The 19,182-nt window shown below is 70.0% G+C and carries 22 protein-coding genes; 9 read left to right on the top strand and 13 right to left on the bottom strand.

The window, feature by feature from the left end:
- Together ON29_RS36910 and ON29_RS36915 are read right to left on the bottom strand one after the other, a co-directional pair.
- Positions 1 to 348, bottom strand: a 348-nt coding sequence (locus ON29_RS36910; RefSeq protein ID WP_245548867.1) for a hypothetical protein, incomplete at its 3' end; no start/stop codon positions are given.
- A 411-nt stretch (positions 349 to 759) separates the two neighbouring features.
- Positions 760 to 1,431: a hypothetical protein gene (locus tag ON29_RS36915; protein WP_245548868.1), complete on the bottom strand. Its 672-nt coding sequence runs from the start codon at positions 1,429 to 1,431 to the stop codon at positions 760 to 762.
- 317 nt (positions 1,432 to 1,748) lie between these two features.
- Here ON29_RS36915 and ON29_RS08245 point away from each other — a divergent pair, with 317 nt between their 5' ends.
- A complete protein-coding gene (locus tag ON29_RS08245; RefSeq protein ID WP_051174988.1) occupies positions 1,749 to 2,543 on the top strand; it encodes an HAD family hydrolase in 795 nt (264 codons plus the stop codon).
- Positions 2,544 to 2,565: 22 nt separating this feature from the next.
- Here the strand turns inward: ON29_RS08245 and ON29_RS08250 are convergent, their stop codons facing one another.
- Positions 2,566 to 2,970 (bottom strand): VOC family protein, encoded by a 405-nt coding sequence (locus ON29_RS08250; protein ID WP_040865585.1) that lies wholly within the window; start codon positions 2,968 to 2,970, stop codon positions 2,566 to 2,568.
- A gap of 99 nt (positions 2,971 to 3,069) precedes the next feature.
- Here ON29_RS08250 and ON29_RS08255 point away from each other — a divergent pair, with 99 nt between their 5' ends.
- Complete coding sequence (locus ON29_RS08255; protein WP_040865586.1) at positions 3,070 to 4,029, top strand: helix-turn-helix transcriptional regulator; 960 nt, start codon at positions 3,070 to 3,072, stop codon at positions 4,027 to 4,029.
- 5 nt (positions 4,030 to 4,034) lie between these two features.
- Here ON29_RS08255 and ON29_RS08260 read toward each other — a convergent pair whose 3' ends face one another.
- Together ON29_RS08260 and ON29_RS08265 are read right to left on the bottom strand one after the other, a co-directional pair.
- On the bottom strand, positions 4,035 to 4,718 hold the full coding sequence (locus ON29_RS08260) for an SGNH/GDSL hydrolase family protein (RefSeq protein WP_040865587.1): 684 nt from the start codon (positions 4,716 to 4,718) through the stop codon (positions 4,035 to 4,037).
- Positions 4,719 to 4,726: 8 nt separating this feature from the next.
- Positions 4,727 to 6,139: an MFS transporter gene (locus ON29_RS08265; RefSeq protein WP_040865588.1), complete on the bottom strand. Its 1,413-nt coding sequence runs from the start codon at positions 6,137 to 6,139 to the stop codon at positions 4,727 to 4,729.
- 103 nt (positions 6,140 to 6,242) lie between these two features.
- On the opposite strand from ON29_RS08265, the gene ON29_RS08270 reads away from it, so the two are divergent.
- Positions 6,243 to 6,875, top strand: a complete 633-nt coding sequence (locus ON29_RS08270; RefSeq protein WP_040865589.1) for a TetR/AcrR family transcriptional regulator — start codon at positions 6,243 to 6,245, stop codon at positions 6,873 to 6,875.
- On the opposite strand, the gene ON29_RS35675 is transcribed toward ON29_RS08270, so the two are convergent.
- The 7 genes from ON29_RS35675 to ON29_RS37720 form a co-directional block, all read right to left on the bottom strand.
- Positions 6,803 to 7,573, bottom strand: a complete 771-nt coding sequence (locus ON29_RS35675) for a hypothetical protein (protein WP_157172693.1) — start codon at positions 7,571 to 7,573, stop codon at positions 6,803 to 6,805. The genes ON29_RS08270 and ON29_RS35675 overlap by 73 nt on opposite strands.
- An 84-nt stretch (positions 7,574 to 7,657) precedes the next feature.
- Positions 7,658 to 8,479, bottom strand: coding sequence for a sirohydrochlorin chelatase (locus tag ON29_RS08285; RefSeq protein ID WP_083863307.1), 822 nt, complete (start codon positions 8,477 to 8,479; stop codon positions 7,658 to 7,660).
- A gap of 1 nt (position 8,480) precedes the next feature.
- The gene (locus ON29_RS08290) at positions 8,481 to 9,776 is read right to left on the bottom strand and encodes a sulfate adenylyltransferase subunit 1 (RefSeq protein ID WP_040865592.1); all 1,296 of its coding nucleotides are present in this window, start codon (positions 9,774 to 9,776) and stop codon (positions 8,481 to 8,483) included.
- A gap of 108 nt (positions 9,777 to 9,884) precedes the next feature.
- Positions 9,885 to 10,811 (bottom strand): sulfate adenylyltransferase subunit CysD, encoded by a 927-nt coding sequence (cysD, locus tag ON29_RS08295; RefSeq protein WP_040865593.1) that lies wholly within the window; start codon positions 10,809 to 10,811, stop codon positions 9,885 to 9,887.
- A 74-nt stretch (positions 10,812 to 10,885) separates the two neighbouring features.
- Positions 10,886 to 11,602: a phosphoadenylyl-sulfate reductase gene (locus ON29_RS08300; protein ID WP_040865594.1), complete on the bottom strand. Its 717-nt coding sequence runs from the start codon at positions 11,600 to 11,602 to the stop codon at positions 10,886 to 10,888.
- Between the two features lie 20 nt (positions 11,603 to 11,622).
- Positions 11,623 to 13,437 (bottom strand): nitrite/sulfite reductase, encoded by a 1,815-nt coding sequence (locus tag ON29_RS08305; RefSeq protein WP_040865595.1) that lies wholly within the window; start codon positions 13,435 to 13,437, stop codon positions 11,623 to 11,625.
- A 126-nt stretch (positions 13,438 to 13,563) separates the two neighbouring features.
- The gene (locus tag ON29_RS37720) at positions 13,564 to 13,656 is read right to left on the bottom strand and encodes an Ms4527A family Cys-rich leader peptide (protein WP_357037344.1); all 93 of its coding nucleotides are present in this window, start codon (positions 13,654 to 13,656) and stop codon (positions 13,564 to 13,566) included.
- A gap of 213 nt (positions 13,657 to 13,869) precedes the next feature.
- Here ON29_RS37720 and ON29_RS08310 point away from each other — a divergent pair, with 213 nt between their 5' ends.
- From ON29_RS08310 to ON29_RS08320, 3 genes are all read left to right on the top strand, one after another.
- A complete protein-coding gene (locus ON29_RS08310) occupies positions 13,870 to 14,277 on the top strand; it encodes an SgcJ/EcaC family oxidoreductase (RefSeq protein WP_040865603.1) in 408 nt (135 codons plus the stop codon).
- Positions 14,278 to 14,487: 210 nt separating this feature from the next.
- Positions 14,488 to 15,696, top strand: a complete 1,209-nt coding sequence (gene hemW / locus ON29_RS08315) for a radical SAM family heme chaperone HemW (RefSeq protein ID WP_040865596.1) — start codon at positions 14,488 to 14,490, stop codon at positions 15,694 to 15,696.
- Entirely contained in the window at positions 15,693 to 16,019 is a 327-nt protein-coding gene (locus ON29_RS08320) for a hypothetical protein (RefSeq protein ID WP_245548869.1), read from the top strand. Before hemW ends, ON29_RS08320 begins: the two co-directional genes overlap by 4 nt.
- Positions 16,020 to 16,023: 4 nt before the next feature.
- Here the strand turns inward: ON29_RS08320 and ON29_RS08325 are convergent, their stop codons facing one another.
- Complete coding sequence (locus tag ON29_RS08325) at positions 16,024 to 16,989, bottom strand: AraC-like ligand-binding domain-containing protein (protein ID WP_040865598.1); 966 nt, start codon at positions 16,987 to 16,989, stop codon at positions 16,024 to 16,026.
- Between the two features lie 240 nt (positions 16,990 to 17,229).
- Here ON29_RS08325 and ON29_RS08330 point away from each other — a divergent pair, with 240 nt between their 5' ends.
- From ON29_RS08330 to ON29_RS35680, 3 genes are all read left to right on the top strand, one after another.
- Positions 17,230 to 18,051, top strand: coding sequence for an alpha/beta fold hydrolase (locus ON29_RS08330; RefSeq protein ID WP_040865599.1), 822 nt, complete (start codon positions 17,230 to 17,232; stop codon positions 18,049 to 18,051).
- A gap of 14 nt (positions 18,052 to 18,065) precedes the next feature.
- Positions 18,066 to 18,869 carry an alpha/beta fold hydrolase gene (locus ON29_RS08335; protein WP_040865600.1) on the top strand — a complete coding sequence of 268 codons (804 nt, stop codon included), beginning with the start codon at positions 18,066 to 18,068 and terminating at the stop codon, positions 18,867 to 18,869.
- Positions 18,870 to 19,007: 138 nt separating this feature from the next.
- Positions 19,008 to 19,182 (top strand): DeoR family transcriptional regulator (locus tag ON29_RS35680; RefSeq protein WP_157172694.1); only part of this gene is annotated, 175 nt, incomplete at its 3' end.

Below are 19,182 nucleotides of genomic sequence, written 5' to 3' on the forward strand. Positions count from 1 at the left end.
GATGACGTCCATCGTCGATATCGACGGGTTGCGCACGGCACACGTGCAGGACTCGCTGCAACTGGTCCGCGAGTGCGTGCGGGAATCGGGTATCACCCTGTCCGATATCGGCTGCATTCTGCTGGTGGGAGGTGCGGTGCGTCCCGCGGAGGTGGCGCGGACGCTCGCCGAACTCGGCCGTCCCGTGCTGATCTCGGCGGACCCGGCGCAGGCGACCGCTGCGGGCGCCGCCCTCATGGCGGCGCGCACGATGGCGCTCGGTGCCGCGGACAGCCGATCCCCCGCGCCGCGGGTGGCGGTGTTCTCCAGTGCGGCGGTGGTCTCCGCGGTCGCCATGTCGGCGGTCACGGTCTTCGGCGGACCTACGGTTCCCGAGCTGTCGCCGCTGCTCGACCGTCTGCCGGAACTCGGTGTGCCGACCGACAGTCTGCTGGTCGAGGTCGGAAGCGAGCAGCTCGCCGATGCCTGGCCCGCGATGTCCGCCACCACCTGGAATTCGGGCCGGGCCCTGCTCGCGCAACGAACCTCCGCCTATACCCGATTCATCACACCGGCCGCACGCGGCGCCGGTTATGGACCTTCGGTGGCGGAGTCGCGGCTCGGCTCGCATCGGGACCCTCGAAACTGCTGCGCCCCGGGTGGATTGCGTTACCGGGCATACGGCGATCTCGCCTATTTCGTGAATCCGCTGCCGTTCACACCGGTCGTCCGCCCCGCACCGGGGGACATCGGGCCGCCTCCCGTTCCCGCGATCCCTGGTCAGCCCGGCCAGCCGGGGCAGGTACCCGGCCAGCCACCCGCACCGGGAACCGGGACGCCACCGGGCTCCAGTGTTCCCGCGCCGCAGAACGGTTCGACGCCGGCCGAGCCCGGTCCGGCGTCCGGCGGGAGCACACCGGCCGACCCGTCGACCGGGACGTCCGACGCACCGGGCACCGGTACGGGCTCGGACGAGCACGGCGGCTCGGGCTCGAATTCGTCCTCCTCCGCGGGCACGGGGGGCTCCTCCTCCGGGGACGCCGGGGGTACATCCTCCGGCGGAACCCCCTCGAGCAGTGGGTCGACGAGCGACTCCTCCGCGAACGGATCGTCCGGCGACTCGCCGGGCGGGTCGTCCTCGGCCGGGTCGGCGGGCAATTCCTCGACGCACAGCTCATCCTCGGCCGGTGATTCGTCGTCGGGCGGTTCGTCTTCGGCCGGGTCGGCGGAGAATTCGTCGTCGGACGGTCCGTCATCGAGTGGATCGGTGGGGAATTCGTCGTCGGGCGGCTCGTCAGCGGGTGGATCGGCAGGCAACTCGTCGACCCACGGTGCGTCCTCCGGTGGGTCGGCGGGCAATTCGTCGTCGGACGGGTCGACTTCGGCCGGGGCGGCAGGCAACTCGTCGTCGGCCGGTTCGGCGGGCAACTCGTCGACGCACGGTTCGTCCAACGGTGGGTCGGCGGGCAACTCGTCGGCGGGCGGTTCGCCCTCGACCGGCGGCTCATCGAACGGGCGCCCGGGCGGTGCGTCGTCGGCGGGTGGTCACTCGACCGGGAACTCCTCGGGCGCTTCGTCGTCCGGCGGATCGCGGGGGCGCTCCGGTTCGGTGGGCGGGTCGTCCGCGGGAGGTGCCGGAGGCGCGGGCGGCGGTGGAGCCCGCGGTCGGTAGCCGTGAGGGCGGGGACGCCCAATTGACCAGCGCGCGTGCGGGTCTCGGCACGCCGGAATCAGTGACGGGTGCGCCGCCGCCGAGGCACAATGGGTTGATGGCATCCGGGGGTCCCCAGCTGATCGCGCTGGACGTGGACGGGACGCTGCTGGACACGGGAACACCGATCAGTACGCGGGTGGTCGCGGCGGTGCGCGCGGCCGTGGCAGCGGGCGCGCACGTCGTGGTCACCACGGGACGCACCCTGCTGACCACCCGCCCGGTGCTCACCGAACTCGGCCTGCTCGAAGGACATGCCCTGTGCTCGAACGGAGCCGTGCACATCGACGTGGCCAGGGGGGAACCGGTCGCGATCCAGTCCTTCGACCCCGCACCGGCGATCATGGCGTTGCGCGCGCTGTTCCCGGCGATGATCTTCGCCGTGGAAAAGGTCGGCATCGGTACCTGGGCCACCGGAGCCGGTCCCGGCGAGTTCTCCCTGGGCGAGTACCTGCTCGTCGACCACCACGCGTTGAGCAGCGAGCCGACCCCGCGGCTGAACGGCTGGCTGCCGGACGGTTCGCTGGAGGAGATGCTGCTCGCGCTGCGCTCCCTGCGAGTGCCGGGTGCGAGCTGGGTGCACGGCGAGTACGGGCCGTGGCTCACCGTATCCCGCCAGGGCGTGTCGAAGGGGTGGGCGCTGGAACAACTCCGCGTCGCCCTCGGTGTGCCGGACGAGGCGACGCTGGCCATCGGTGACGGTTACAACGATCGCGACATGCTGCGCTGGGCAGCACATTCGGTCGCGATGGCCAACGCACCGACGGACGTCCGTGAACTCGCGGACGAAGTGACCGGCCATGTCCTCGAAGACGGCGTCGCCACCGTGCTGGAGCGCTGGTTCCGTCCCTGACCCACCCGGGACGGTCTCCGGCCTACGCGGGACCGGTCTCGGCGAGGACCGCGAGGTAGTGCGGGTTCGACATGAAGCCGAGAACGTTGCCGAAGGGATCGACCACGGCGGCGGTGACGAAGCCGTCGCCGCGCGGGGTGATGGGTTCGTAGACGGTCGCGCCGAGTTGCAGCAGCCGGTCGAACGTCGCCCGCAGGTCGTCGACGTGCCAGTTGACGATCGCGCCGCCGGGCGCGTTGCGTGCTCCGGCCGGGGCGTACGCGCGGTTCACGATGCCGAATTCGTGCTGGTAGTCGCCGATGCGGAACTCGTAGTAGCCGTCGGGCACGTGGTAGTAGGGCTCGACGCCGAAGAACTCGGTGTACCAGTCCTTGGCGGCCTCCAGATCGTCGGCGTAGAAGGTGCTCGTCGCCATTCCGCGCAGCATGGTGGTTCTCCTTCGAGTCGTTGTGTTTCGTGCTGGTAGAACCATCATCCGAGCAAAAGTGCGCACCGAATGAGCACTTTTGACGGCAGAATTGTGCCCATGCGAGCGGACCGGTTGGTGGCGATCCTGCTGATGATGCAGACCCGGGGCCGGGTGACGGCCGCGCAGGTCGCGGCGGAGCTGGAGACTTCGGTCGCCACCGCCCGCCGCGATCTCGAAGCGCTCTCTTCGGCCGGGGTGCCGGTGTACCCGCAGCCCGGCCGCGGCGGCGGCTGGTCGCTGGTGGGCGGTGCGCGCACGGATCTGAGCGGGCTGACGGCGGGGGAGGCCCGCGCGCTGTTCCTCCTGGCCGGTCCCTCCGCCGGTGCGGTGCCGGAGGCGAAGTCGGCGCTGCGCAAGCTGGTCCGGGCGCTGCCGCAGACCTTTCGGGGCGACGCGCAGGCGGCCGCCGATGCCGTGGTGATCGATCCGGCGCGCTGGGGTGCGACCGACCGGGAATTGCCGCCGGTGGTGGCATTGCTGCAACGCGCTGTCGTGCAGCGCGCCAAGGTGCGGCTGCGCTACGCGAACCGCACTGGCGAGCCGTCCGAGCGTCTTGTCGATCCCTGGGGACTGGTGGACAAGGATGCCGTCTGGTACCTGGTCGCGGGAACCGAGCGGGGGCAGCGCACGTTTCGCGTCGACCGGATCGCCGAGGCGTCGCTCACCGGCGAACCGGCCCACCGACCGGACGATTTCGACCTCACCGCCGCCTGGGCACAGGCGGTCGAGGAAATGGAGCGGCGGCGCGCCACCACCGCCGCCACCGTGCTGATCTCCGAACGCCTGCTGCCGATCCTGCGCGACCAGCAGGGCAGGAACTGCGTCGTGGACGGCCCGGCCGACGACGGTCGCATCCGGGTCCGCGTCACCGCCCCCACCGCATGGATGCTCGCCCAGCAGCTGGCCGGCTGGGGCGCCTCGATCGAGGTCCTCGGTCCTGCCGAGGTCCGCGCCGAACTGGCGCGCCTCGGCGCCGAGTTACTCGACCGCTACGGACCGGACGGTGCGGCATCGTGAGCGCATCAGCGGGGCGCGAGCACGTGGTCGGCCAGGGTCCGCACCATGTCCGAGGCGAGCACGGCGTGGCCGCTCATGCTGAAGTGGATGAGGTCGGCGCTCATCAGGTCGGGCCGCAGGCGCAGCGGGTGGTCCCAGAGTTCGAGCAGCAGCGCGTCGTAGCGGGCGGCGAGCTCGCGGGTCAGGTCGTTGAGCTGGGCCATCCGCTCGCGCATCGGACGCATCGGTGCCATGCGCTCGACTTCCCAGACATCGGCCAGGGTGAAGGTGACGATCTGCGCTCCGGTGCGGGCCAGCGTGGCGAACATCGTGTCCAGGTTCGTCCGCAGTTCGGTGAGATCGCCGCCGGGCAGGAACAGGTCGTTGCCGCCGCAGCTGAGATGGACGAGATCCGGGCGGAATTCGAGCACGCCGGGCAACTGTTCGGCCAGAACCTGCGCGGAGGTGGCGCCGATCCGGCCGGTGTTCAGGTAGGCCAGATCCGGGCGGACCGTGGTGAGCACGGCCGCGACGCGGTCGGCCCAGCCCACCGGCTCGTACCCGGGGCTGGGGTCGCCGACGCCCTGCGCGATGGAGTCGCCGAGCACCGCGTAGCGCTGCCAGGGGGCGTCGGCGAGCAGACACCGCTGTTCTTCGGGCGGCAGCACCAGGGGATCGTTGGCTTCGGTGCGAAGAGTGTTGTCGCTCACTGTTTTTCCTAGCTTTCGGAAGAGAATGACGGGGTACGGGCGGGGAGGGCGGCCAGGCAGGCGGCCACGGCGGCGATGCCCGCGCACACGGCGAAGAGGGTGTGGAACGCGCCGAGCGGATCGTCGGGCCGCGCCGCGAATACGGCGGCGAGTACGGCCACGCCGAGTGCGCCGCCCACTTGCCGCGCGGTCAGATTCATGCCGGTCCCGGCGGCGAACTGCTGGGGCGGAAGCGAACTGGCGGACGCGGTGCCCAGTACCGTGACGACGAAGCCGATGCCGCCGCCGCCGAGCACCCCGGCCGGAATCCACGCCGCCCACAGGTTCGGCGTGGCGCCGAAAGCGTCCGTGCTCATCCACACGGTGCACGCGACGAACATCGACGCACCGAGCATGCCGAGCCATCGCCTCACGACGGGCGAGCCGATCCGGCCCGCGACGGTCGCCGTCACCATCGACGCCACCGCCCCGATCGTCATCGCGCCCGCGGAGCCGAGCACCGAGTAACCCCAGATCGCGTCCAGGAACAGCGGTCCCGCCAGCAGCCAGGCGAACATGGCGGCGCCGAAGACGAACGAGGTCGCGTTGGCCAGCGCGTACGACTTGCTGCGCCACAGTTCCACCGCGATCGCGGGATCGTGGTGGCGCGCCGAGCGGGCGAGCGCGGCGACGACCAGCAAGCCACCGCCGATCAGCGCGGTCAGCGTTCCCACCGAGGTCCAACCCCAGCTCTGCCCCTCCGTGACGCCCGCGACCAGTCCACCGAGACCCAGCGCGACCGCGAGGGTGCCGAGGGGATCGGGCAACCCGCCGCCCCGCGGACGGCCCTGCACGGCCGGAATGCGCGCCGCCGCCGCGATCAGCAGCAGCGCCACCGGCACGTTGATCACGAAGACCGCGCGCCAGTCGAATCCTTCGACCAGCGCGCCACCGAGCGCGGGACCGACCACCGCGGCGAACCCGCCCGCGGCCGACCAGGCTCCGATGGCCGCGCCGATCTTTTCCCGCGGGGTGACGGCAAGTACCGAGCCGAGCGCGGACGGCACCATCAGCGCCGCGGTGCCGCCTTGCAGCACGCGGCCCGCGATGAGCCAGCCCGCCGTCGGCGCGAGCCCGCACAGCAGGGAGGTGAGGGCGAAACCGGCCAGCGCGCCGAGGAACAGCCTGCGGCGTCCGAGCGCGTCGGCGAAGCGCCCGGCCGGGGTGAGCAGCGCGGCGAAGGCGACCGCGTAGCCGCTGACGACCCAGGTCAGCGTGCTGGTGGCCGTACCGGGGTAGTCCCGGGCGATCGAGGGGAAGGCGATATTGACGACCGAGAGGTCGAGGAAGGCGATGAATGCCGCGCCGCAGGCGATCAGCAAGGTGCGGGTAGCCGCGGGCGCGGTCGGCGGGCTGTCGAGCCGCACGGACGCATCGGTCATGTGAAGTCCTTGGAATCAGGGGGAACAAAACGCACGATCGTTCGTTCACTTAAAGTACGACCATACGTTCGTATGTGCAACAGGAGAGTGGAAGAATGAGGTCATGACCGAGTCCGTCACCGCGGGCGACCCGCCGCGCGGCACCGATCAGCGCTTGGCGAAAGGCGCTCGGGCGCGGGCGTCGATCGCGCGCCGCGCCGCCGACGTGGCGTCCGTCGAAGGATTGAACGGCGTCAGTATCGGCCGATTGGCCACAGATCTGGGGCTGAGCAAGAGCGGGATCGCCACGCTCTTCGGCAGCAAGGAGAGCTTGCAGATCGCGGCGGTGAAATCCGCGCGGCAGGTCTTCATCGATGAGGTCATCACGCCGAGCCTGAGCGAGCCCGCCGGACTACCGCGCCTGCGCGCCCTGGTCGAGCGCTGGATCGGTCAGGTCGTCCAGCCGGCGTTTCCCGGTGGGTGCTTCCGCGTAGCGACCCTCGCCGAGTTCGACAGCAGACCGGGCCCGGTGCGCGATGCCATCGCCGAAGACCGCCGGGACTGGCTCGCGTTCTTGGTGGAGCAGATTCGCCGGGCCCAGGAGCAAGGGCATCTCGGTGGCCGCGCGGCCGATGCCGTGGCGTTCGAACTGGACGCGGTGATCGGCGCGGCGCACACCGCCCGTCAGATGGGCGATGAGTCGGGGGTCGCGACCGCGCGCGCCGTGGTGGCGGATCTGCTCGCGACGTCCGGCTGATCGTTCGGCGAACCGTTGACCAGGTAGTCCAGGTAAGAGCCCGGGATCGGGGGCAGTTCGACGCCGTCCGCGTCCACGATGTGGGGCCGGATGGTGCCGGTGGGCGTGATCTCGGGGCTTTCGATCAGCACCGTCGTCGCGACCGGAAGGGCGAAGAACTGCACCGCGAACGGCATGGCGGCGGCCAGTTCGAGCAGGGTGGTGTAGTACGACGCGCGGTGCGCGTGGTCTTCGAAGCACTCGACCGACCAGCCGGAGGAATCCGGGTCCTTCGTCGCGGTGCGGGCCAGCACCAGCACCGGCGACTCGAGCCCGCACGACGAGACGATCGCCTGCTGATCCTCGCCGGGAAAGTCGAGGTGGTCGGCCAGGCCGACACCGGCCGCGATTTCGCGCTGGAACCAGACGTCACACAGGGTGCGATCGACCTGCTCGACCCAGTTCTGCGCATCGGTGCGTTCGGCCAGCCCCAGTGTGCCGTCGTCGCGGCCGCGTACCCGGACCAGACTCCAGCCGATGCGGATCGTCTCGCCGGCTGGTATCGCGTGCCCGCCGCGACGGTGGATTCCAAGTAGGACAGCAACCAGGTCTCCATGCCGGTCAGCTGCGGCTCGGTGAAAACCACCGTGAACTCGGGGTGTCCGTGGCTGGCGCAGGAGGTGGTGCGGAACGACTCGGCCATGCCATGTTCCTAACATGCGGCGCGGCCGACGGAACGGCGGCATGGTCGCCGGGAGAGAGAGAACAGGGGCCGTCGTCGGCGGCCGTTCTCGCGTACGCCCTCAGGCCGAAAGCGCGCGCGTGTCCGCGATCGCCGCGTGGTAGCGATCCAGGACGACCTGGGTGAGGGCCGGATGCGCGCCGAGCACATCGGCGTGGGCCGCCTGCGGCGCGGCGTGGGACAGGCGATCGGTCAGCAGGCCGGGAGCGAGGAACCACGGCGCGACCAGCACGTGGTCCGCGCCGCGGGCGTGCAGTCGCGAGACCGCCTCCGAGACGGACGGTTCGGTGGTCGCGAAGCAGATCTCGGTACGCCAGCCGGTGCGGGCGGCCAAGCGGACGGCCACTTCTGCGGTCCGGGCATTGGCCGCGGCCGACGACGATCCGACCGCCGCGACCGCGACACCCAGGCGCCGGGCCGCTGAGGCGGGCACGGCGGCGAGGACCCGGTCGCGCAGGGCACCGACCAATCCGGCGTCCACGCCGAGTACGTCGGCTTGGGTCAACCGCAGCCCGGGATGGCGTGCGCCTGCCGTGGCGAGCAGTCCGGGCAGGTCGACCCTGGCGTGGAAGGCGCTGCCGAGCAGCAGCGGTGTCACCACCGCATGCGTATGACCTTCGGCGGCAACGGCATCCACGACCTGTTCGACCGACGGGGCGGTGAGATCGAGGAACGCCGTACGGACGTCGAGCTCGGGCCGCGCGGCCGCGACCGCGCCGACCACCTCCGCGACGGTCGCGGCCGAGCGCGGATCACGACTGCCGTGGGCCACCGCGATCAGCGCGGGCGGTCGCGGTGCGCTTCCGCCGAGCCCGGCCCGGGGGGTCGCGCAGCCCGGACGGCCCGCAGGCGGAGTGCCGAAAAGTGCTCGCCGCGCTGCCATGTCAGGCTCCGGTGCCGACCTCTACGGCGGACAGCACATCACCGACCAGACCGGCCGCCAGCGTGTTGCCACCGGCCGGGTCGATCAGCAGGAAGCTGCCGGTGTGCCGGTTCGCCCGGTAGTCGTCGGCCGGGATGGGCTCGGCGACCCGCACCGAGATGCGCCCGATGTCGTTGAGTTCCAATGCCTCCGGGCTCGGATCCGCCGCGAGCCGCTGCTCGTCGAAGCGCTCCAGCAGCGTGCCGACGATCGCCTGGGTGGTGCGGGTGCCGTGCTTGAGCAGCAGTCGCGCACCCGGCCGCAGCGGCTTGTCACCCAGCCAGCACACGGTGGCGTCGAAGGTGTCGACCGGTTCCGGCGCGTCGGCGGCCGAGGCGATGATGTCGCCCCGGGAGATGTCGACGTCGTCGGCGAGGATCAGCGTGACGCTGCGCCCGGTCTGCGCCACCGCGAGTTCGCCGTCCGGGGTGTCGATCCGCTCGACCGTCGTGCGGATGCCAGAGGGCAGCACCACGACCTCGTCGCCCGGAGCCACCGCGCCCGCCGCGATCTGTCCGGCGTACCCGCGATAATCGGGGTATTCGGCAGTGCGCGGCCGGATCACGTACTGCACGGGGAACCGCAGGCCCAGCGCGTGACTGCCGGTGCTGTCCGCGTCGACCGGCACCGATTCCAGGTGCTCGATCAGCGAGGGGCCGTTGTAGTACGGGGTGTTGTCCGACCGGGAGGCGATGTTGTCGCCGTGCAGCGCCGAGACCGGGATCTCCAGCACGTCCTCGCTCGACCAGCCCAGCGTGCTGGTGAGTTCGTTGAACTCCGCAGAGATGGCGGCGAACACGGCGGCGGCGTCGTCCACCAGATCGATCTTGTTCACCGCGAGCACCAGCTTCGGCACGCCGAGCAGCGCGAGCACGGCGGCATGCCTGCGGGTCTGCTCGATGACGCCCTTGCGCGCGTCCACGAGCAGGATCACCAGCTGCGCGGTGGACGCGCCGGACACGGTGTTGCGGGTGTACTGCACGTGCCCCGGGGTGTCCGCGAGCACGAAAGAGCGGCGGGGAGTGGCGAAATAGCGGTAGGCGACATCGATGGTGATGCCCTGTTCGCGTTCCGCGCGCAACCCGTCCACGAGCAGCGAGAGATCCGGTGTGGCCAGACCCTTGTCCACCGACGCGCGGGTGACGGCGTCGATCTGGTCGGCCAGAACGGATTTCGTGTCGTAGAGCAGGCGTCCGACCAGAGTGGACTTGCCGTCGTCGACAGAACCGGCGGTGGCCAGCCTCAATAGGTCGGACATGTCAGAAATAACCCTCTCGCTTGCGGTCTTCCATCGCGGCTTCGGAAACCCGGTCGTCGCGGTGGGCACAGTGCGCCACGTTCGGTCGGCCGGATTCTGTAGGGCGCATCAGAAGTAGCCTTCTCGTTTGCGGTCTTCCATCGCGGCTTCGGAAACCCGGTCGTCGCCGCGGGTCGCACCACGTTCGGTCAGTCGGGATGCGGCGACCTCGGCGAGGATCGCCTCGTTGTCGGCCGCGTCGGAAAGGATGGCGCCGGTGGTGGAGCCGTCGCCCACGGTGCGATAGCGCACCGACCTGGTCTCCAGCACCTCGCCCTCGCGCGGGCCGCCCCACACGCCGGGCGTCATCCACATGCCGTCGCGCAGGTACACCGGACGCTCGTGCGCGTAGTAGATGCTCGCCAGATCGACGTCCTCGCGGGCGATGTAGCGCCAGATGTCCAGCTCGGTCCAGTTGCTCAGCGGGAACACCCGCACGTGCTCGCCCGGCGCGTGACGCCCGTTGTACAGGTTCCACAGCTCGGGGCGCTGGCGCTTCGGATCCCACTGGCCGAAGGCGTTGCGCAGCGAGAAGATGCGCTCCTTGGCGCGCGAGCGCTCCTCGTCGCGGCGTCCGCCGCCGAACACGGCGTCGAACCGGTGCTCGCTGATCGCGTCCAGCAGCGGGACGGTTTGCAAGGGATTGCGGATGCCGTCCGGGCGCTCGGTGAGCCTGCCGTCGGCGAGGTAGTCCTCTACCTTCGCCACGTGCAGGCGCAGGCCGTAGCGCTCGACCACCTTGTCCCGGAACTCCAGCACCTCCGGCAGGTTGTGCCCTGTGTCCACGTGCAGCAGCGCGAACGGCAGCGGCGCGGGCCAGAACGCCTTGAGCGCCAGATGCAGCAGCACGGTGGAGTCCTTGCCGCCGGAGAACAGGATCACCGGCCGCTCGAACTCGCCCGCCACCTCGCGGAAGATGTGGATCGCCTCGGACTCCAGCGCGGCGAGGGTGTCGAAATCACTGATGCCGAGAGAGCGTTGGATCATTTCGGTCATGCTGTGTCCTTTTTCGCATGCCCGAGGGGGCCCTGCGTGGTTACGCAGGCTGCCTCCTCCGGGCCCTGACTCGCTCATGCTGTGTGCAACCCGCATTCGGTCTTGGCGAGGCCGGCCCAACGGCCGCTTCGCGGATCGGCTCCCGGCTCCGGCTTCCGTGTGCACGGAGCGCAGCCGATGGATGGATACCCCTCCTCCACCAGGGGGTTGACGAGGATGCCGTGCTTCTCGATGTAGTCCTGCATCTCGTCGTCGGACCACGGCGCGATCGGGTTGATCTTCACCAGTCCGAACGCCTCGTCGAATGCGACCAGCGGCGCGTTCGCCCTGGTCGGCGCCTCCACCCGGCGGATGCCGGTGACCCAGGCGTTGTATCCCGCGAGCGACTTCTGCAACGGGACGACCTTGCGCAACCGGCAGCACTCGTTCGGCTCTCGGGCGAACAGATCCTTGCCGAGCAGCTGATCCTGTTCGGCCACCGTGTGTTCCGGCCGCGCGTTGATCACGTTCACCCCGTACACGGCCTCCACCGCGTCCCGGGTGCCGATGGTCTCGGCGAAGTGGTAGCCGGTGTCCAGGAACAGCACGTCGACGCCGGCGCGGATGCCCGCCGCGAGGTGCACCAGCACTCCGTCCTGCATGTTGGAGGCCACGATGTAGTTCGTGCCGAAGGTGTCCTCGGTCCACTGCAGGAGTTCGGTCGCCGAGGCGCCGTCCAGTTCGGCGGCACCGCGCGCGGCGATGGCGCGGAGCTCGTCCTCGGACAGCTTTTCCGCGAGTTGGGTTGTCACAGTTGATCTCCCGTCGACACTTATCTCAGGTCGGCCTCGTCGGCGCGGACCGCCCACTGGGCGAACCTTTCGCCGTCGGTACGTTGCTTGACGAAGTTGCGCACCACACGGTCGATGTAGTCGCCCAGTTCCTGGGTGGTCACCTTGTGCTGGCGCAGTTTGCGCCCGAATGCGCTGTCGAAGCCGAGGCTGCCACCGAGGTGGACCTGGAAGCCCTCGACGTGATTCCCGTTGCCGTCGTCGACCAGCTGTCCCTTGAACCCGATGTCGGCGATCTGCGAGCGGGCGCAGGAGTTCGGGCAGCCGTTGATGTTGATCGTGATCGGCACGTCCAGCTGCGCGTTCAGATCGGCGAGCCGTTCCTCCAGCTCCGGCACCAGCGCCTGGGAGCGCTTGCGGGTCTCGGCGAAGGAGAGCTTGCAGAACTCGATGCCGCTGCAGGCCATCAGATTGCGGCGCCACAGCGAGGGCCGCGCCTGCAGGCCGAGCGGCTCGAGCTCGTCGATCAGCGCGTCGACCTTGTCGTCGGGAACGTCGAGCACGATCAGTTTCTGATACGGGGTGAAGCGGACGCGATCGGAGCCGATCCGCTCCACCGCGTCGGCCACCTTGGTCAGGACGGTGCCCGACACCCGGCCCGCGATGGGGGAGAAGCCGACGGCGTTGAGCCCGTTGCGCAGCCGCTGCACGCCGACGTGGTCGATCGGCTTGGTCGGCTGCTGCGGCGCGGGACCGTCGATCAGCTTGCGCTTCAGGTACTCGTCCTCGAGTACCTGGCGGAATTTCTCGATGCCCCAGTCCTTGATCAGGAACTTCAGGCGCGCCTTGGTGCGCAGGCGGCGGTAGCCGTAGTCACGGAACACCGACACGACGGCTTCCCACACGTCCGGCACCTCGTCCAGCGGCACCCACACGCCCACCCGCTGGGCGAGCATCGGGTTGGTGGACAGGCCGCCGCCGACCCACAGGTCCAGGCCGGGACCGTGCTCGGGGTGCTCGACACCGATGAACGCCACGTCGTTGATCTCGTGCACCACGTCCTGCTGGCCGGAGATCGCGGTCTTGAACTTGCGCGGCAGGTTGGAGTACTCCTTCTTGCCGATGTAGCGGCGCACGATCTCCTCGATCGCGGGCGTCGGGTCGATGACCTCGTCCAGCGACTCGCCCGCCAGCGGGGACCCGAGCACCACGCGCGGGCAGTCGCCGCACGCCTCGGTGGTCTTCAGTCCGACCGCTTCGATGCGCTTCCAGATCTCGGGGACGTTCTCCACCTCGATCCAGTGGTACTGGACGTTCTCCCGGTCGGACAGATCCGCGGTGTCGCGAGCGAACTCGGTGGAGATCTGACCGAGCGTGCGCAGCTGCGCGACATTCAGCGCGCCGCCGTCGCAGCGCACGCGCATCATGAAGTACTTGGCTTCGAGCAGATCGATGTTCTCGTCGCCGGTCCAGGTGCCGTCGTAGCCCTGCTCGCGCTGGGTGTACAGGCCCCACCAGCGGAACCGGCCGCGCAGGTCGCCCTTGTCGATCCCGTCGAAGCCGGTCTTGGCGTAGATGTTCTCGATCCGGGCGCGGACGTTGAGCGGGTTGTCGTCCTTCTTGGACTGTTCGTTCGGGTTCAGCGGTTCGCGGTAGCCCAGCGCCCACTGGCCCTCGGCCTTGCGGCGAACGGGCTTGCCGGTGCGCACGCGCGGGCCGGTGGCGGTCGCCTCGGGACGCGGGCGATCCGGGCGGACGCGGCGTTCGGAGGCCGGGCGGTCGGGACGCGCGCGATGCCCGGGCTGGGATTCGGGCGTGGGCTGATCGGTCGGACCGGCGTCGGTGCTCGACGTCATGGGGTCGCTCCTGCGGGGTGGGTGGTACATCCTGCTGAAGGGCGTGAGGGGCTGACTCACGCCTGCGGTGTCAGCGGGCCGATGAAGTCGGGGATCGCCGGGGACCCGGGATCGGGGCGCGCTGAACTACCGAGGGGAACGAGGCAGACAGCAGGCGCTACACACGCGCTTGTAATCGACGTGGCGACGTGCCACAAGTCGAATCTCCAAAGCGCGCATGCGGCCTATTGTGCCACGTCAGCGATGGCCTTCCGACCCCCCGTCCGGTATTTCCCGCCATTTCGCGGGAAATCCCCTGGACGTTCGACCCGGTTTGTGACGGCAGTCATAGTTCGAGGCCCGAACCGGGCGTGTGATACGTCCGCCGCATCGTTCGTGATGCTGCGCACGCCGCTTGACCTCGAGTCGGCTCGAGGTAGCACGCTCGTCGCCATGAGTACCCCAGCGGTCGACACCGCCGCAGAGACCGAGGCCATCCGTGCGGTGGTCGCGAGCGTCCAGCACGCCCAGCGGAACGAACTCGTCGACGAATTCGTCGCGCTGTTCCGGGAGGACGCGATCTGGACCACCGGACACGGCAGCCGACTCTACGGACGCGCCGCCATCGCCGAATTCACCGCCCGGGTGCTGCCGGGGGCCACCGCGCACGGCACGGCGACCTACGAGGTCGAGCACGTGCTGTTCATCCGGCCCGACGTGGCCGCGGTCAAGGTGCGCCAGCGCTACTTCACCCCGGACGGCGCGCTGGACAGCGAAGGCAGTCCGATGTACGTGATGTCCAAGGAGGACGGCCGCTGGTTGCTCACCGCCAACCAGAACACGCCGGTCGTGTCGGACTGAGACGGTCGCCATCCGTCCAGGTCCAGGTCATTCCCGCGATCGAAGGGGTCATCGACTCCCGATCCATCGGCGCACGACGGGTCCCGATCCACCGGGCACGACGGCCGAGGGTTCACCGCGCGAATCGGTCCGAGGCGGAATTCGAGGTCGCTCGGCGCGCGGCGGAGTCCCGGACGTCGGCGCGCGGCCGGCGACGTTCACACTGGACAGGTGAATTCTTCCGTCGCGTCCGCGAGCACCGACACGTCCGTGCCGGTGTTGCGCGATTTCGGCGGCGGGCCGTTCGGGATCTACGTGCACGTGCCGTTCTGCGCCACGCGCTGCGGCTACTGCGACTTCAACACCTACACCGCGGGCGAACTCGGCACGTCCGCGTCGCCGCAGTCCTGGGCGGCGGCGTTGCGGGAGGAGCTGGCCGCCGCCGCGCGGGATTTCGCCGCGCTGCCGAGCCCTACGCCGGAGGTCTCCACCGTCTTCGTCGGCGGAGGGACGCCCTCCCTGCTCGGCGGTGACGGGCTCGCCGAGGTGCTGGACGCCGTGCGCGCCGAGTTCACCCTCGCCGCCGGTGCCGAGGTCACCACGGAGTCCAATCCGGAATCCACCTCGCCGGAATTCTTCGAGCGCATCCGGGCGGCCGGGTTCACCAGGGTCTCGCTGGGCATGCAGTCCGCCGCGGCGCACGTGCTGAAGGTGCTCGATCGCACGCACACCCCCGGACGCGCCGTCGCCGCCGCGCGCGAAGCCCGCGCCGCGGGGTTCGCGCACGTCAACCTGGACCTGATCTACGGGACGCCGGGCGAGCGGGACGCCGATCTCGACGCCAGCCTGGACGCGGTGCTCGCCGCGGGCGTCGATCACGTCTCGGCCTACTCGCTGATCGTGGAGGACGGCACCGCGCTGGCCCGGCGGGTCCGCCGTGGCGAGTTGCCCGCGCCGGACGACGACGTGCTCGCCGCCCGCTACGAACGGATCGACGCGCGACTGCGATCGGCGGGGCTCGACTGGTACGAGGTGTCGAACTGGGCCGCGGGCGACGCCGCGGTTTGCAGGCACAACCTCGGCTACTGGGACGGCGGTGACTGGCTCGGCGCCGGTCCGGGCGCGCACAGTCACGTCGGCGGCGTGCGGTGGTGGAACGTCAAGCACCCCGCGCGGTACGCGGATCGAGCCGCGACGGGCGCGTTGCCCGCCGCGGGCTGGGAAGCCCTCAGCGCGGACGAGCGGTACACCGAGCGGGTCATGCTCGCCGTCCGGCTGCGCACCGGCCTGCCGCTGGCCGATCTGGCCTCCTCCGGCCTCGTCGCCGTCGACCGGGTGGTCGCCGACGGCCTGGCTACACGCACCGTCGACGACCGGCTCGTCCTCACCGACCGCGGCCGCCTGCTGGCCGACGGTGTGGTCCGCGAGCTGCTGGAATGATCGCGGTGGAAGATCACGAATTCATCGAGACGACGAACTTTGTGTCTCGTTGCGGTAACGCGGTGCCGACCGGCCGCGTAGTCTGCGAGCAACCCCCAAGGAGACTCATGGCGTCGGCACGACACATCACCCTTATCCATGAACCTGGCGAATTCGCGGAGGCGCGAGCAGCGGAGAAGGCGGCGAATGCGCGCCAGTGCGCCGTCGCCGCCCGCACCGTCGCCAGCTATGCGGAGAACGCCGCCGACTGCGAGTCGTTACTCGCGATGCTCGGCCTCGACGCCGAGGCGGGCAAGCAAGCGAAAGTCGCCGATCACGGCTGAACCGCTACGACTCGTCCGCGGACGGCGCGATCCTGCGCCATTCCCGGGGTGAGAGTCCATAGGCGGCGCGAAAACGCCGGGCGACATGGCTCGGATCGCGAAAACCCCGGCGCCGCGCGATCATCGCGATCGTCCGGTGCTTCTGATCCGGTCGCGCCAGATCGTCGCGCACCTGCTCCAGCCGCTGGCTGATGATCCACTGCTCCAGGCTGTACCCCGCGTTCGCGCAGATCTTGTACAGCTGCCGGACCGACATGTTGTGTGCCTTGGCGATCTGTCGCGCGCCGAGGTCGGGATCGGCCAGGTTGCGCCGGACATAGGCGCGGATGCGCGACATCAGGATGTCGGTCGGGACGACGGACCCGTTGCCGTCGTCGCCGCCCGCCGACAACAGCAGCCCTCGGATCAACTCGATGCTGGCGCAGCCGGACAGCGCGGCCGCCGGGTCGGCGCTGAGCGCGTCGGCGTCGGCGGTCAGCTGGACGATGTGGTTGGCCACCAGCCGGTAGTGCGGGCTGTCCTGCACCCTCGCCGCGGCCTGACCGATCAGCTCGGCGGGCAGGCCGAGTCGATCCAGCGGCACGTGCAGGCAGGTCGAGGCGCCCTCATCGCGCCAGCCGAAATCGTAGGGCGCGTTCAGGTCCATGACGTGCAGATCGCCCGGTCGCACCACGCGCCGGACGTCGCCTTGGTCGTATCGGCCCTCGCCCGCCTGCTGCACCGCGACCGCCAGCACCGGCGCGGGTGAGGTCCGTACCTGCTTCGGCGTCCGGACCAGCTGGACGGCCGAGGTACGGGTGCGGAAGATGCTCGCCTCGCCGAACCGCCACAGGTCGACGGTGGCGTGGACACGCTCGTCGGGCCCGTCCAGCACCACATGGGACGGGACCGATGCCTCCTGTAGCGCCGCGGCCACTGCGGCCATTCGCTCGTGCGGCGCGATGGTGTCCGAATCGAACACGACCGTCATCACAGCCTCCGTCGCAAATGAGACAGATTCGGCAATCCTCGCACGGACACCCCCGATCCGGCCGTGCATTCTGAGCCGAAGATCGTGCACGGAGAGTCGTTTTTCCGGCGGTCGCCCGTCATACGCTGTCGAACGGCGATCGATGAAGCCCCGGCTCCGGTTCGGCCCAGGAGGTGCCGGCGCGGCAACAAATCCGGTGACGCGTAATCCGACCATCCAGCCAGATCGAAGGGAACTGCCATGCCGACGATCACCACCACCGACGGCGTCGAGATCTACTACAGGGACTGGGGAGCGGGGCGTCCCGTGGTGTTCAGCCACGGCTGGCCGCTCAACGGGGACGCCTGGGACAACCAGATGAACCTGGTGGCGAGCAACGGCTATCGCGCCATCGCACACGACCGGCGCGCGCACGGCCGCTCCAGCGACGTGTGGGACGGGCACGACATGGACCACTACGCCGACGACCTCGCCGCGGTGCTGAACGAGCTGGACGTCAAGGACGCGACCCTGGTCGGGCACTCGACCGGCGGCGGGGAGGTGACCAGGTACCTGTCCAGGCACGGCACCTCGCGCGTGGCCAAGGCCGTGCTGCTCGGTGCCGTTCCGCCGTTGATGCTGCGGACCGCCGGCAATCCGGAAGGGACGCCGCTCGCGGCGTTCGACGACATCCGCGCCGGTGTGGCCGCCGATCGATCACAATTCTGGAAGGACCTGTCGGTCCCGTTCTACGGCGCCAACCGCGCGGGATCGACGGTCTCGCAAGGGCTGCGCGACCACTTCTGGCTGATGGGCATGCAGGTCGGCCTCAAGGGGGCGTTCGACTGCGTGAAGGCGTTCTCCGAGACCGATTTCACCGCCGAGCTGCCGAGCATCGACATCCCGGTGCTGGTGGCGCACGGTGACGACGACCAGATCGTGCCGTTCGCCGCCGCGGGCGCCAAGACGGCGAAATTGCTGCCCCGAGCGCAGCTGAAGGTGTATCCGGGCGCCCCGCACGGCCTGTGTGGCGACTACGAGAAGGCGTTCGACGCCGATCTGCTGGACTTCCTGAAGCGATGAGGAGCACAGAACCGATGACGAGCAAACATTGCCTGCGCCGCGCCGTGGCCGCACTCGCCTTCGCGCTCGCCGCCACGGTGTCCGCCGGGCCCGCGCAGGCGCAGCCGCTGCCCACCATCGTGCTCGTGCACGGCGCCTTCGCCGACACCACCAGCTGGGACGGCGTCGCCGCCGTGCTGCGCGAGCGCGGCTATCGCGTCGTCACGCCGGAGAACCCGCTGCGCGGGCCCGCCTACGACGCGGCCGCGGTGCAGCGCACGCTGGACACGATCAGCGGTCCCGTCGTGCTGGCGGGGCACTCCTACGGCGGTTTCGTGATCAGCAACGTGCGCGATCCGAAGGTCGAATCCCTCGTCTACGTCGCGGCGTTCGCACCGGTGCAGGGCGAGGTGGCCCAGGCGGCGCTGGACCCGATCCGCTTCCCGGGCAGCCAGTTGCTGCCGCCCGCGTTGCAGGTGAAGGTCGTCGACGACGTCACGGGCGTCGCCGGGAAGAATGTGGACGGTTATGTCGCGCCCGACAGCTTCAACGCCGTCTTCGCCCAGGACGTGGGGCCTGCGACCGCGGCCGACATGATCGCCCACCAGCACTCCATCGCGGTGAAGGCCAACCTCGAGCCCTCCGGGCCGCCTTCCTGGTCGGGTACGCCGAGCTGGTATCTGGTCTCGGCGGCGGACCGGGTCATCCCGCCGTCCTCCCAGCGCTTCATGGCCCAGCGGATGGGAGCGCGAACCAGTGAGATCGAAGCCTCGCACGCCTCGCTGGTCTCCCGGCCCGACGCCGTGGCCGCGCTGATCGACGGCGCCGTCCCCCGCTGATACAGGAGGCGTTGCAGGCGAGCACTCCGGGTACCGACAATTAGACTGACGGAACGGACGAACCGTGATTCGCCTGCGATGCTTGGTGGCCGCGGTGCGTCGGCGTGATCGGAGACGAACAGCGAGGAGGTGGGGCCGATGTCGAGCACCGAGGATCGGCGCTTCGAGGTCCTGCGCGCGATCGTCGCGGACTATGTCGCGACCAAGGAGCCGATCGGGTCGAAGTCGCTGGTCGAGCGGCATAACCTGGGTGTTTCCAGCGCGACGGTGCGCAACGACATGGCGGTGCTCGAGGCCGAGGGTTACATCACCC

Origin of the sequence: Nocardia exalbida NBRC 100660 (genome assembly GCF_000308575.1) — a bacterium.
Taxonomy (GTDB): domain Bacteria; phylum Actinomycetota; class Actinomycetes; order Mycobacteriales; family Mycobacteriaceae; genus Nocardia; species Nocardia exalbida.